This window comes from Idiomarina rhizosphaerae, from assembly GCF_024159085.1.
Taxonomy (GTDB): Bacteria; Pseudomonadota; Gammaproteobacteria; order Enterobacterales; family Alteromonadaceae; genus Idiomarina; species Idiomarina rhizosphaerae.
Window position 1 is genome coordinate 109,871 of sequence record NZ_JAMZDE010000006.1, and the last position, 13,929, is coordinate 123,799.

Sequence of the window (13,929 nt, forward strand, 5' to 3'; positions counted from 1 at the left end):
AAAAGCTTAACTGTTTAGGTTATCGGCACAGAGTCGCAAACCCTTAAACAACAAATCGTCATAACGGCAAAATTCAACCGACAACGTTCTCATCAAATGTTCACCGTCACCACCGGTGACCACCACATCAAAAGGCTGGTCGGAAAAATAGCGGCCGGACAACTGAATCGCTTGTGCGATAGCACCGGTTAAAGCCGCTTCGGCCCCTTGAGTAATGCCGTCAAAAGTATCCAGCCCGGCAGCTAAACCATCACGCTCAATGTCATTTACCGTAATGCCCTTTAAATTAGCCGTACCCTGACCCAGCGCATTTAGCATTAACTGCCGTCCGGGAACAATCCAGCCACCAAGATGACGACCATCAGCTGTCAACCAGTCAATGGTCAGCGCAGTACCCGCATCCACAATCAGTGCGTTCTGCTTCACTTGCTCATGACAACCGAGTAAGGCCATCCAGCGGTCCGAGCCAAGGCGTTCTGGCTCTTTAGTGTAACCATTAGTAACCCCTGCTTGCTGTGCTCTGGTTTTTTGCCAGAAAACTTTTATACCCAGTTCCGCCAGCGAGTTATTTAACGTATCCATAACCTGAACGGCGGCTACACTGCAACCAATAGCATGCTGCTCACGTTCTATCTGACGACCGCTGACAACTTCAAGTAACAAATCTTTTAGCGGCTGGCTTAAATCGTTTAGCCAGCTCTGATGAGGAATAGCTCCCAGAATCTCTATTTTATCGGTGTCAGCATCCCACCATGCAAATTTGCTGCGAGTATTGCCCGCATCAATTAGTAGCATCTTGCGCCCTCAATGAAACTTCACCTCCAAAATAACGGCGTACGCCCTGTTCATCTTCTACCAGTAACGCACCATTTTCGTCTATTCCACGACAGGTTCCCAGGCAAATTCTCTGCCCCATAATAAGCTTCACAGGCTTGTCCAAAAAGCAGTCGTACCGGCGCCAGCTTTGCTGAAACGCAGCGAGTCCATGTTGCTCGTATTGCTGTAAAGCCGACAAAACAGAAGCCCGCACCCGCGCCGCAATATGGTTGCGCGACCTCGGCTCAGGTAATTCAGAATTCAGATCCGTCCAGGCCTGATCAATGCTCGCACCAACATGCTCTGGCATGGTTAAATTAATACCAATACCAATAATGCTGTGCGCAGCACCTTCCGGCGAGGTTTCAAGATCAACCAGTATTCCCGTCACTTTCTTACCGCTAATATAAACATCGTTAGGCCATTTTACGCTAACGCCTTCAATACCCAGGTCAGTAAAACATTCAGCCAAAGCTACCCCCGCAGCAAGGCTTAACCCCATGGCGCCATGAATTCCGTCATCTAAAGGCCAGTACACGCTAAAATAAAGATTATTGCCAAAGGGCGAAATCCACTTTTTCCCACGACGCCCGCGACCGGCGGTCTGAGCTTCGGCGAAAATAGAAAAACCCGCTTCTAAAGGCCCTTCTTTTGCCAGCTCTTTAACCCGGTCGTTACTGGAATCAACCACCGACTTCACTTCAAACCCCGGTGACTGCCGCCACTTTTCCGGGCTTTCTCTTTCAATCACCCCGGCCTGCAACAGTTCTATCGGCCGGGCAAGCTTATAGCCCCGACCCGTTACCGAAAACAGCTCCAGCCCAAGCTCTTCAAGTTTATGAATGTGTTGATTTACCGCTGCCCGGGATATAGCCAGAGACTCACCAATAGCCTGCCCGGAATGAAACTCACCATTAGCCAGTAAAGTAATTAACTGATCAAGACGTTCTGCCTGCTTCATTTCTTTACCGCCAACTGCACAAGGCCATGTTGGCCGACCAGACGAACTTCAGGTTCCAGCATAATGCCACTGGCATCCACCACTTGTTTCATAATTTTCAGTGCCAACTGCGTAATATCACTGCCCGTGGCCTGTGCTTTATTAATCAATACCAATGCCTGATGCGGGTTAACAGCTGCATCGCCGACAAACGCTGACTTTAGACCTAAATGCTCAATAAGCCATCCAGCCGCCACTTTTACTTGGTTATCGGCTACTGGAAAATAGACCATGTCCGGCCATTTCTGCAACAGCTCATCAAGCTGCGCTTTGGTAATAACCGGGTTTTTAAAAAAGCTGCCGGCATTGGGTATAACTTTTGGGTCCGGCAATTTTTTCTGACGCACTTCCACAACCGTATCGAAAATTTTCTGAGCACTCACATGTCCCTGCAGTTGGTTTAACGGAGCATAGTGAGTAACCGGCTGCCAGTCTTTCGGCAACCGAAACACCACCGAAGTTATCAACCAACGGCCAGGATTTTGTTTGAAGACACTGTCGCGATACGCGAACTGGCAGGCTTCTCTGTTCATAGAAACCCAGCGTTTTTCTTTAATATCCCAGGCCGTTACCTGTTCAATAAAAGTTGCCACCTCGACCCCATAAGCCCCAACATTTTGCACCGGAGCCGCACCGACTGAGCCCGGAATTAGCGCTAAGTTCTCCAGCCCGTCGATACTTCTTACGCGTAAGTCAGCAACAAAGTTATGCCAATTCTCGCCTGCTGCGGCAGTAATTAAATACGAGTCTTCCTGTTCTTCAATGCAGACACCCAGTAGACGGTTGCAAATGACGGTTCCATAGAAGTTGTCGACAAATAAGGTGTTACTGCCCTCACCAAGCAAATAATAAGGTTCCTCAAATACTAACTGCTCAACGTCGTCGCTGCTTTTCAGTTCAATTAACGAACGGCATTGTGCCGGCAGTTTAAATGTGTGTCGCTCGGCAAGCTCTATCAACTTCTGGCTCCTCCCGCCTTTCGGGTGCTAATGTATTTTAAAAATGCTTTTAATGCGGCAGGCTTAGCCGGTTTAGGTAAAAATTGCAGACCGCTTTTGCGGGCTGCCTGCTTCACGGCATCATCGCGCATGGCTGTCACCAAAGCGGCCGGTATCTGTTGCTGCCAAATATCACGTAATTCCTGTGCCAACTGCAAGCCGTCGCCGTCACCTAACTGATAATCTAATAACAGTCCGTGCGGCGCTTTGTTCTGACTGTGAGCCTTAGCATAAGCTAAAGCTTTGCTATAACGATTAAAGGTTAGCGCTTCGCATCCCCACTTATTCAATAGCGCGCTCAACGCGCTTAAATTTTCATTGTCGTCATCGACCACAATAAGTTGTAAAGGGTCAGATAAAGCATCTTCCAGTTGTTTCTTCGGCCGGCTGACAACCTGAGCAGCATTGCCTAATGGCACTCTGACCGAAAAACAAGAGCCTTTACCTTCAACCGACTCAACCTGTACGTCACAGTTTAACTGTTCCCCCATACGTTGGGCGACACTTAATCCAAGGCCGACACCGTCTACAGTTTGATTCTGTACTCGATAAAATGCGTCAAACACCTTATTTTGCTGCTGCGCCGCAATACCCGGACCAGTATCCCATACGGCTATTTGCAGCTCCTCTCTGCGCTTGCGCACGCCCAACAACACGCTGCCTCTTTGAGTGTATTTTATGGCATTAGATAAAAAGTTCTGCACAATTCGGCGCAAATACGTTGGGTCGGTATACACTGGCCTGTCTTTATAAAACGCACGAAAATCCAGTTTCCGCTGCTCCGCCAGCACCGCGTATTCTTCAACCAGAGGCTCCAGTAAAGAGCTAAGTTGCACATGCCGGAACTGCGGTTTCAGGGCACCCTGATCCATTTTCGCTATCGACAATAAGGTAGAGAGTAAATGCTCTGTTGACCCAAGTGCAGTATCCAGCTTGCCAACCAAAGACAAATTCCGCTCCGACAGTTCTTTCTCCTGAATAGCCGAAAGGTACAAACGCGCCGCATTAAGAGGCTGCAAAATATCATGACTGGCCAGTGCCAGAAAACGCGTTTTAGAAGCATTAGCCGCTTCAGCTTCAGCCTTGGCCTTTTTCAGCTCGTCCTCAACTTGTCGACGCCTGTCTATTTCCGCTGTCAGCTCCTGGTTTATCTCGCGTATTTCCTGAGTCCGAACGTCAACCCGCTGCTCCAGGTCAATATTGGCATCTTCCAGTGCCTGCTGGGTTTCAACGTGCGACGTAATGTCGGTAAAGCTGGTAACGAAGCCTCCGGTCGGCAAAGGGTTACCTACCATTTCTATAACCCGCCCATCGGCGCGGCGACGAATAAAACGGTGTGGCGACCCCAGCTGCATATAACGCAAACGCTTATTAACCAACTCGTCAACGTCACCGGGACCACATTCACCACGCTCTGCGTTATAGCGAATAAGGGTCGCTATGGGCTGTCCGGGCTTCACCATGCCCTCAGGATACTGAAATAAATCCATATAGCGTTTATTCCAGGCCACTAAACGTAACTCGGCATCCACGACACTAATGCCCTGCGCCAAATTCTCCAGTGAGCTAAACAAAATAGATTGCTGGGTTTGCAAAGCTTGCGTTGTATCGTCAAAGAAGTGAACAACTTCCTCTAAATTCAGCTGCTTATCGCGCAGTGCCGCGTCAACCAGAGAGCGCGCCGTGGCTGACCCCAACACCCCGGCTATTGCTCTCTCCACAAAGCTGATAAAGGTTTTTTCTGCCACAGCTTCCAGCGGAAGCTCCGTATTTTCCGGACGCTGATAATATTGCATTAACTGCTGAGCCCGCTCTGCACCTAAAAAGGTTCTTAACAGCAACAACATATCAGCATTGGTGGCACTGTCGTTTTTGTTGAAATGCAAGTCGGGTAAAGCGGCTCTGGGTTTAACAAAGGCGGTTGCCTGAATACGATCAACCAAACGCGGTTTTGCGAGCAATGAAAACACAATAAACCCGAAGCTGTTTAAAGCTAAGGAGACCACAGTGCCTCGGGTTATGATTTCCACATCGGTTAGCTGTAAGTCGGTATAAAGGGGGATTAATACCGCTAAAACCCAGCCGACGGAACCCGCAGCCAAGCCGGCGTAAACACCCCGTGCGTGTCCTTTCCGCCAGTATAGTGCGGCGAGCAACGCCGGCAGCAGCTGTAACACTAGCGAAAAAGCCAACAAGCCAATACTCACTAAGTTAGTCCGGGCTGCCCAGAAGTAATAACATAAGAACGACAGCACCATAGTAACGGCAATAGCTACGCGGCGAATTAATAGTAAGGCCCGGTCGTATTCACGACGCCGATGTTTTAGCGGCAAACGAGACTCTCGTTGCAATAAAATAGGCATGATAACGTCGTTGGTTATCATGGTACTTAAGGTTACAGACGCGATAATCACCATGGCTGTAGCTGCCGATATACCACCAATAAAAATAACCAGCGATAACCAAAGCTGATCTTTGAGCAACGGCAGTTGCAGCGCAAACGTTGAGCCGTCGGTGGTTGCTGACAAGTAAAAAGTGCCCGCAATAGCAATAGGAACAATAGCAGCAGCGGTCAATGCCAGATACAGAGGGAAGCCCCAGCGGGCCGTGCGTAAATGCCGGACATCAACATTGTCCACTACCGCCACATGAAACTGTCTGGGTAAACAAAGAATAGCCCCGGCCGCCATCAGGGTTTGTACAATGAACTCAAACTCGCCAAAGGCTGCAAATGACCACTGAGGTTTCGTTGCGTCACTGAATGAACTGAATAAGTCCGATTGTGCGTCGCCCTGAATCAGGAACCAGGCAAAAACACCAGCTGCCAGCAATGCGACCAGTTTTATCATCGACTCAACAGCAATAGCCAGTATCATGCCACTGCGATATTCAGTGACTTCAACGTGGCGGGTACCAAACAACATAGCAAAAATTGCCATTAGCGCAGCGGCACCCAGTTCTTTTATCGAGAACTGTGCCATCACTCCAGTGCTTTCAGTCAGAACCGCAAAGCTAATGCCCACAGCTTTTAACTGAAGCGCAATGTAAGGAATAATAGCAACGGCAGCAATGGCGGTAACAGCCACGGCAAGCCGCCTACGCTTACCAAAGCGGGAAGAAATAAAGTCGGCTATTGAAGTAATGTTTTGTTGTTTACTAACCGAAACCAGCTTTTCCAGAATTCGGATACCAAACAAGAACAGCAAAATTGGCCCGAGCAAAATAGGAAAGAACGCCCAACCGTCAACCGCTGCATTACCCACAGCGCCGTAATACGTCCAAGACGTGCAGTAGATGGCCAGCGACATAGAGTAGACAACTGGCTTGTGACTGATTTTATTCGCCCACGAGCCTAAACGGTCGCCCCAGGTGGCAACTGCGAAGAGGAAAATCACATAAGCCAGCGAGGCAAAGATCAGTAACCAGGTCATAACTGCAGGCGTTCAGCCACCAAAACCGCCTGGGTACGACTGTACACACCAAGTTTACGAAAAATTGCCGTGATATGCGCTTTGACTGTTGCTTCAGTAATGCCCAATTGATAGGCGATTTGTTTATTCAGCAAACCTTCATGAAGAAAATGTAAAACCCGATATTGCTGTGGGGTAAGCTCCGAAACCTTTTGCGCAAGCTGCTGATCTTCGTCCGAAATCACATCCAGACGCTCTCTGTTCTCTTTGGGAACCCAAGTGTCGCCTTGCAGGATGGTGTCTATTGCTTCTGCTATTTCTGCAGAGGGTAATGATTTTGGAATAAAGCCTAACGCCCCAAAACCAATGCACTTAGCCACAATGGAGGAATCCTCACTACCGGAGATGATGGCAACGGGAAGCAGCGGGTAGTCTTCCCTCACACGAATAAGACCATACAAATCACCACTACCGGGCATGTGTAAGTCCAGCAGCAATAAATCGACATCGTCGTCGTTATTTAGCGCACTCAGAGTTGAGTCTAAGTCTTCAGCTTCGCGTAAGGTCAGCTCAGAAAAGTGATTCGCGAGAGCGCCCTGCAGCGCCTCGCGAAACAATGGGTGGTCATCTGCGATTAAAAATTTCGCCATGAGATTCCAGATTAAGTGACATTATTTATTCATTCGATTCTCTATCAAAGAATCTACCACACTTGGATCGGCAAGCGTAGAGGTGTCACCGAGGTTTTCATACTCATTAGCGGCAATTTTACGCAGAATACGACGCATAATTTTACCGGAACGAGTTTTCGGTAAGCCTGTAGTCCAGTGAATTAAGTCAGGTGTTGCTATCGGGCTTAATTCAGAACGAACCCAGTTACGAACTTCTTTGGTGAGCTCGTCAGTAACTTCCACGCCTTCCACAGGCGTTATATACACGTAGATACCCTGACCTTTTAAGTCATGCGGGTAGCCAACAACGGCCGCTTCGGCCACCGCTTTATGGGCTACCAGGGCACTTTCAATTTCAGCCGTACCCAAACGGTGTCCTGATACGTTCAGAACATCGTCCATGCGGCCGGTTATCCAATAGTAGCCATCGGAGTCACGGCGGGCGCCGTCACCACTGAAATACATGCCTTTAAAAGTAGAAAAGTAGGTTTGCTCGAAACGTTCATGGTCGCCCCAAAGCGTGCGCATTTGGCCCGGCCAGGAGTCTTTAATAACCAACCCGCCTTCGGCTTCACCTTCCTGAATGTTGCCTTCGCTGTCAACCAGCGCGGGCTGAATACCAAAGAAAGGACGAGTCGCAGACCCTGGTTTCAAATCAGTTGCGCCCGGCAGAGGAGTAATCAAAATACCGCCGTTCTCGGTCTGCCACCAGGTATCCATAATAGGGCATTTGCCGTTACCAATAGCGCGGTGATACCACTCCCATGCTTCAGGGTTAATTGGTTCACCAACACTTCCCAGAATACGTAAGCTTTCACGAGTCGAGGTTTTGGCCGCTTCGTCGCCTTTAGCCATTAACGCACGGATAGCGGTTGGTGCCGTATAAAGAATATTCACTTTATGTTTATCGACAATTTCACCAATACGACCAACACCCGGATAAGTGGGAACACCTTCAAACATCAGTGTAGTTGCGCCATTAGCCAATGGCCCGTAAACAATATAAGAATGGCCTGTAATCCAGCCAACATCGGCTGCACACCAGTAGACTTCGTCTTCCTGATAGTCAAAAACATACTCGTGGGTCATTGATGCGTACACCATATAACCACCGGTGGTATGTACAACCCCTTTAGGTTTGCCGGTTGAGCCCGAGGTATAGAGAATGAATAGCGGATCTTCAGCGTTCATCACTTCAGCCTGACACTCATCACTCACTTCACCAACTAATTCGTGCCACCAAACGTCACGGCCCTCTGTCCATTCAACCTCACCTTCGGTAACACGGCACACAATACTGTGCTCTAACGACGGGCAGGCATCATCTGACAATGCTTTATCAACGTTAGCTTTCAGACCAATGGTACTGCCACCTCGCCGACCTTCGTCAGCAGTAATAATGGCTTTTGCCTGACAGTCGTTAATACGGTCAGCAATGGCATTAGGTGAAAAGCCACCAAAAATCACCGAATGCACCGCGCCAATGCGTGCACAAGCCAACATGGCGTAAGCCGCTTCCGGTACCATGGGCATATAAATCGCGACGCGGTCACCTTTGCCAATACCTAATTTTTTCAGGCCATTAGCAAAACGGGATACCTCTTTATGTAGCTCGCGATAAGTGATGTGTTTGTCTACACTAGGGTCGTCGCCTTCCCAGATAATCGCAGTTTTATCTGCATTATTCGCGAGATGGCGGTCGACACAGTTATAACAAGCGTTTAAAGTGCCGTCTTCGTACCACTTGACGCTGACTTTTCCTGATTCAAAACTGGTGTTTTTTACTTTGTTGTAAGGTGTGAACCAAGTAATACGCTGTCCGTGTTCACTCCAAAACCCTTCAGGATCGTCTATAGACTGTTGGTAAAGTTTTTTGTAACCGTCATTATCGATTTTGGCTTTTGCTTTAATGTGTTCAGGAACTGAATAGAGTTGCGACATTACCTCTTCCTCCTTAATTCGCAAGATGGTATCTGTTGTACGTTTTAAAGGGCTTAAACACTATTAGACCATAGTCTAGATTGATAAAAATTGACCAGTTAACGAGAATTAACAGCGTTTATACTTGGCATGACTAAAAAGTGCACAATCAAAAAATGACTATTTGGCTTACAGGGGAGAACACCATGGCTAAAACAAGTACCGCAAAAAAATTCACCTTAACGGCGGCAAGCGCTGCTGTACTAGGTGTTATGAGCTTAGGCGCTCAAGCTGACCAGACAGATATCGATTTCGGCGGTTACGTAAAACTGGATATGTTGGTATCTGATTACGCTGATGGGCAAGCACCTGCAAGTGCAAACATTGGACGTCAACAGTACATCCCAAGTATCACTCCAGTTGGTGGTGAAGGCGATGATCTGACTACAGACTTTCATGCTCGGCAGTCGCGTTTCTTCCTGACCAGTAAAACCGAATTAGATAATGGTGAAACACTGACCGGCCATATTGAAATGGACTTTCAGTTAACTCCTGATGGCGACGAGCGTATTTCAAACTCATACAACCCGCGTCTGCGTCAGGCCTTTCTTAAATACGGCAAATGGACCTTTGGTCAAACTTGGTCAAACTTTCAGGATCTAAACGTTCTGGCTGAATCTGTCGATTTCATCGGTATCACCGACGGTATTATCTTCGTTCGTCAGGCGCAGATTCGTTACACCTCAGGCGGCTTTAGCGCCTCTATCGAGAACCCTGAAACAACGGTTACAGAAACCAGAACCGGCGGCGTTGCGGCTCCGGGTGGGCGTATTGTCTCCAGCGATGGTTTTGTTCCGGATGTAACCTTTAAATACACCGGTAAAACAGACAACTTAACCTGGCAGGCATCAGCACTTTTACGCCAGCTGGCTTACGATGTTCCACAAACCGGCGATGACGAAACAACTTTTGGTTATGGTGTTAGCCTTGGGGCTAAATACACCTTCGGCATGGACGACATTCGTGCGTCAATCACCACAGGTTCTGGCTTAGGCCGCTACTTAGGTCTTAACACCTGGAATGGCGCCTACATTGACAGCAATGGTGAACTTGAAGCCATTGATTCAACGGGTGTTTCGTTTGCTTACCGTCACTTCTGGACTGAGAAATTACGCTCTAACGTTGTTTACTCGCGTGGCTGGGCAGATAACGATGAAGAGTTATTAGCATCTGTCAACCCAGCGACTTACACTGAATACACTCAGCGTCTTGCGTTTAACCTGATGTATTCACCAGCGTCTAACCTGACTTTTGGTGCTGAAATTTCACAAGCGAACCGTGAAACTGAAGCCAATGTTGACGGTGACTTAAACCGTTTACAGCTGATGGCTATGTATAAGTTTTAATCAATAAAGTAGATACGGGCGCACAAAGAAATATGTTCTACTTTGTGCGTCTGCTGTTTTCAACAGACTAGCAGTTCGTAACCTAATTTATGGATAATTTTGGCCTCGGACTCAAGTTGCATAGTAAGTACTGAATCCTCTTTAGCTGAACCTTTCAGTTGCAGTTTCAACGCCCCGTCTTCAACAATCGCCTCATCCAATGAGCTCGAGTTTTGCCTATCGCTGTTTAAAATAACGCCCAGACGCATAATTATCAGCATTTTAATGAGCTGATTCTGGCTAAAAAGAATCAGATCCGGGAATTCTGCGGTTTGTATTTTTTTACGAAAGTACCGAACAATGGTTGATAAGAACCGCTGTTCTTCGGCATTAAACCCGGGCATATAAGCGTGAGCTAAAATATAGCCAGAGTGCTTTTGGACACCACTGGCACTAATGCTTAACCCAACCTCGTGTAACTTAGCCGCACCTTCTAATAACACTTCCAAATCTTGTCCGGTGAGTCCCCAGCTTTCAGCTACGCTACCCCAAATTTGCTGAACCGTAGATAACACCCGCTGGGCTTGAGCCGAATCAACCGAGTAGCGTTGCGCTAAACTGTTGATGGTGCGCTCACGGACGTCCTGATGCAGCAAGACTTCGCCTGCCAGTTCATACAACACGCCTTCTCTTAGCGCAGAGTCGTGAGGAACCAGACGTTCAATTCCCAGTTCTTCGAAAATACCCAACAGCACCGCAACACCGCCAGCAATAGACTCTCTCCGCTCTGGTGAGACCCATTCTTTATTCAGTTTTTTTACCGACTCAGCTGCAATAAGATCCGTTCGACACCCCTGAAGCTGGGAATAAGTTATGCCCAGAGGTTGCTCGCCATCACGTTTCACAATCCACTGATAAATAGCCTTAATGGTTCCCGACGTACCGAAAACACTTTCTACCGGCTGCTCCGCCAAATAATTCGCTATAGGCTCAACATGCTGACGAGCCGATACAACCGCCTTATCAAAACGTTTGGGGGTGATTTTCCCTGATGAGAAAAACTCTTTTGAAAAAGCCAGGCTTCCAATACTTCGCGAGCTTAAGAACTTCGGTTGGCGATTTTTTCCAATAGCGAACTCAGTACTGCCTCCGCCAATATCAATAACCAGCTGAGAACCAGTAGATTCGGAACTGGTTTCTGCTACGCCACGAAAAATTAACCGGGCTTCTTCCCTGCCTGAAATGATTTCGATAGGAAACGGCAAGACTTTGGCGGCTTCAGCCAGAAATCGTTTACGATTCTTAGCTTTTCGCAAGGTGTGTGTAGCCACAACTTTAACGGTATCGCGATGGAAACCTTCCAGCCGAACAGCGCATTGCCGGAGTGCTTCAACACCACGGTAAAGCGCAGCATCACTCAGGTGTCTATTAGAGAGGCCTTCTCCCAGTTGTACGGGTTGCTTGAATTTGAAAATAGGCTGAAGCTGACCTTCCACTAAACGCGCAATAATTAAATGAAAGCTATTGGAGCCAATATCCAAAGCAGCAAATTGCTTCGGGTCATTATTAGAGGTCTTTTTGTTGGCTTTCATAATCTCTCTTACGTCGCTTAAGATATCGGTGAATAGCGACTTGTGAAGGCACCAGCGAACGGCCTTTAGGAGGAGCCAGCCGATCCGACTCAAAACAGTATTTATTCTGTTGTTCCGCATCAATAAAGCGTGACTTCGCTTTATCCTGCCACTGCAAATTCATAATTTTCAAAATATCAGTTTTCACCTCATCATCATAGATGGGTGCGGCAACTTCCACACGATGATCCAAGTTACGTGTCATTAAGTCGGCCGAAGCAATGAAGACTTCTTTCTTGCCTGCGTGCTCAAACACGTACACCCGGGCATGCTCCAGATAGCGGTCAACAATACTACGAATTTCAATGTTCTCGCTGAGGTTTTCGATTCCAGGACGCAAAGAACACATGCCTCGCACTATGCCTCTAATTTTAACACCGGCACGCGACGCTCTATACAGTTGCACAATTAGGCTTTCGTCTTCTAAGTTATTCACTTTAAAAAACAGTTCTGCGGGTTTACCGGCTTTAGCCTGATCTATCTCGAACTCGATAAGATCATTTATTCTCTGTCGCATATTTACCGGCGCTACCATTAAATGACGGAACTTATGTGCCCGGTAGGGTTGCTCAAGATAATGAAATACCGACTCAACATCGGTACAAATATCCGGCTGACAGGTAAATAAACTAAAATCGGTATAAATTTGTGCCGTTCCCTCGTGAAAGTTACCGGTTCCAATTACCGCATAACGCCGGTCAAGGTTACCCTCATTGCGATGAATCAGCACCAGCTTTGAGTGCACTTTAAGCCCATGAATGCCAAAGCTGACACGGACACCTGAGTCGGTTAATTCCTTTGCCCATTCAATGTTTGCTTCTTCATCGAACCGAGCCTGAAGCTCAACCATAACGGTCACATGCTTCCCGTTTTGCACCGCATCCATCAAGGAACGTATTACCCGTGAATTGGGCGCCACCCGATAAATACACATTGAGATTCGGGTCACTTTAGGGTCATAAGCAGCCTGCCGGACAAATTCGGTAAAATGCGAAAACCTGTGGTACGGGTAATACAAAGCGATATCGCTTTTCTGAATGGCATCAAACACATTATCAAAGTGTGAGAATTTCGGATGAAATAACACCGGCAAAGCTTTGTGCGTCAGTGATTTTTTGCCTAAGTGCGGAAACTTAGCGAAATCCCGTGTATTGCGATAACGCCCCCCAGCTACAAAAGAGTCAAATTGCGTTAGCTGCAGCTTTTTGCTTAGAAAGGCGAGCATTTCTTCCGGCATTGCGCGGTCGTAAACTAAACGTACAGGATCAGCCTTCACCCTTTGCTTTAAGCCTTCTTCCATACGTTCAAGCAAGCTTTGTTCAATATCATCTGAAGGGCGGTATTCCGCGTCCCTGGTGGTTTTAAACGAAAAAGCCCGCAGTTGCTTGAATGGAATAATTCCCTTAAACAGCACCTCTAAATTCAATTGCATAATATCATCTAGAAAGAGGAGCTTATGCTTCTTACTGTGCCCCTTAGCAGGCAACTTAATAAAGCGATCCATCTGATCAGAAGGCACTTCCAGCAGCGCATATTGTTTGTCATCAGAGTTTATAATTTCAACACAAAGGTAGGTTTCATCTTCGCGGATAATATTAGAAAGGTTCCCTTTACCATTAACCCATATAGGCACAATAAAACGCTGTACTTTTTCTGTGAAAAAGCGCTTCAGCCTTTGCTTTTCTTCCTCGTTCAACTGGTCAATGCTTAGTAGCGAAATACCATTTTTTCTTAAAGTTTCTAATACTTCTTCCAGTACTTCATCAAAACGTTTTTGCAGCAACACAACCTTTTTTTGCAGCTGTGCCATTAGCTGCTCATATTGTTCACGCTCTTCTGTCGCCTGACTAAAGAAAATACGGCGCTTTACATCAGCCACGCGCACCTGAAAAAACTCATCCATATTACTGGAAAAAATTCCGAGAAAGCGAATTCGTTCAATTGCCGGAACCGTGCTGTCAGCAGCCTCTTGCAACACCCGTTCATTAAAGGAAAGCCAGCTTAGTTCTTTATTAAAAAATTTCATAGCGTAGACATGGCAACAGATACATCATGCGACTAGCCTAGCGTATTCGGGCTGTATTTTTATGACAGTAAT

General features: G+C 47.3%; 9 protein-coding genes. 1 reads left to right on the top strand and 8 read right to left on the bottom strand.

The window, feature by feature from the left end:
• Positions 1 to 6 precede the first annotated feature (6 nt).
• The 6 genes from NJR55_RS06185 to acs are packed head-to-tail and all read right to left on the bottom strand — an operon-like array spanning position 7 to position 8,836.
• On the bottom strand, positions 7 to 795 hold the full coding sequence (locus NJR55_RS06185; RefSeq protein ID WP_253618762.1) for a type III pantothenate kinase: 789 nt from the start codon (positions 793 to 795) through the stop codon (positions 7 to 9).
• Positions 782 to 1,777 carry a bifunctional biotin--[acetyl-CoA-carboxylase] ligase/biotin operon repressor BirA gene (birA, locus tag NJR55_RS06190; RefSeq protein ID WP_253618764.1) on the bottom strand — a complete coding sequence of 332 codons (996 nt, stop codon included), beginning with the start codon at positions 1,775 to 1,777 and terminating at the stop codon, positions 782 to 784. Before birA ends, NJR55_RS06185 begins: the two co-directional genes overlap by 14 nt.
• On the bottom strand, positions 1,774 to 2,775 hold the full coding sequence (gene murB, locus NJR55_RS06195) for a UDP-N-acetylmuramate dehydrogenase (protein WP_253618766.1): 1,002 nt from the start codon (positions 2,773 to 2,775) through the stop codon (positions 1,774 to 1,776). The genes birA and murB overlap by 4 nt, the downstream gene beginning before the upstream one ends.
• Positions 2,772 to 6,245, bottom strand: coding sequence for a PAS domain-containing hybrid sensor histidine kinase/response regulator (locus NJR55_RS06200; RefSeq protein ID WP_253618774.1), 3,474 nt, complete (start codon positions 6,243 to 6,245; stop codon positions 2,772 to 2,774). The genes murB and NJR55_RS06200 overlap by 4 nt, the downstream gene beginning before the upstream one ends.
• Complete coding sequence (locus NJR55_RS06205) at positions 6,242 to 6,874, bottom strand: response regulator transcription factor (RefSeq protein WP_253618776.1); 633 nt, start codon at positions 6,872 to 6,874, stop codon at positions 6,242 to 6,244. Before NJR55_RS06205 ends, NJR55_RS06200 begins: the two co-directional genes overlap by 4 nt.
• Positions 6,875 to 6,895: 21 nt before the next feature.
• On the bottom strand, positions 6,896 to 8,836 hold the full coding sequence (gene acs / locus NJR55_RS06210) for an acetate--CoA ligase (protein ID WP_253618778.1): 1,941 nt from the start codon (positions 8,834 to 8,836) through the stop codon (positions 6,896 to 6,898).
• Positions 8,837 to 9,021: 185 nt separating this feature from the next.
• Here acs and NJR55_RS06215 point away from each other — a divergent pair, with 185 nt between their 5' ends.
• On the top strand, positions 9,022 to 10,221 hold the full coding sequence (locus NJR55_RS06215; RefSeq protein ID WP_253618780.1) for a DcaP family trimeric outer membrane transporter: 1,200 nt from the start codon (positions 9,022 to 9,024) through the stop codon (positions 10,219 to 10,221).
• 59 nt (positions 10,222 to 10,280) lie between these two features.
• On the opposite strand, the gene NJR55_RS06220 is transcribed toward NJR55_RS06215, so the two are convergent.
• Both NJR55_RS06220 and ppk1 read right to left on the bottom strand, forming a co-directional pair.
• Positions 10,281 to 11,792 (bottom strand): Ppx/GppA phosphatase family protein, encoded by a 1,512-nt coding sequence (locus tag NJR55_RS06220; protein WP_253618782.1) that lies wholly within the window; start codon positions 11,790 to 11,792, stop codon positions 10,281 to 10,283.
• Positions 11,767 to 13,857: a polyphosphate kinase 1 gene (gene ppk1 / locus NJR55_RS06225; RefSeq protein ID WP_253618784.1), complete on the bottom strand. Its 2,091-nt coding sequence runs from the start codon at positions 13,855 to 13,857 to the stop codon at positions 11,767 to 11,769. Before ppk1 ends, NJR55_RS06220 begins: the two co-directional genes overlap by 26 nt.
• Positions 13,858 to 13,929 lie beyond the last annotated feature (72 nt).

What these genes read in the sequence shown, in the direction of transcription:
- NJR55_RS06185 (WP_253618762.1), bottom strand. Translation starts at nt 795, where the DNA reads ATGCTACTAATTGATGCGGGCAATACTCGCAGCAAATTTGCATGGTGG.
- birA (WP_253618764.1), bottom strand. Translation starts at nt 1,777, where the DNA reads ATGAAGCAGGCAGAACGTCTTGATCAGTTAATTACTTTACTGGCTAAT.
- NJR55_RS06200 (WP_253618774.1), bottom strand. Translation starts at nt 6,245, where the DNA reads ATGACCTGGTTACTGATCTTTGCCTCGCTGGCTTATGTGATTTTCCTC.
- NJR55_RS06205 (WP_253618776.1), bottom strand. Translation starts at nt 6,874, where the DNA reads ATGGCGAAATTTTTAATCGCAGATGACCACCCATTGTTTCGCGAGGCG.
- acs (WP_253618778.1), bottom strand. Translation starts at nt 8,836, where the DNA reads ATGTCGCAACTCTATTCAGTTCCTGAACACATTAAAGCAAAAGCCAAA.
- NJR55_RS06215 (WP_253618780.1), top strand. Translation starts at nt 9,022, where the DNA reads ATGGCTAAAACAAGTACCGCAAAAAAATTCACCTTAACGGCGGCAAGC.
- NJR55_RS06220 (WP_253618782.1), bottom strand. Translation starts at nt 11,792, where the DNA reads ATGAAAGCCAACAAAAAGACCTCTAATAATGACCCGAAGCAATTTGCT.
- ppk1 (WP_253618784.1), bottom strand. Translation starts at nt 13,857, where the DNA reads ATGAAATTTTTTAATAAAGAACTAAGCTGGCTTTCCTTTAATGAACGG.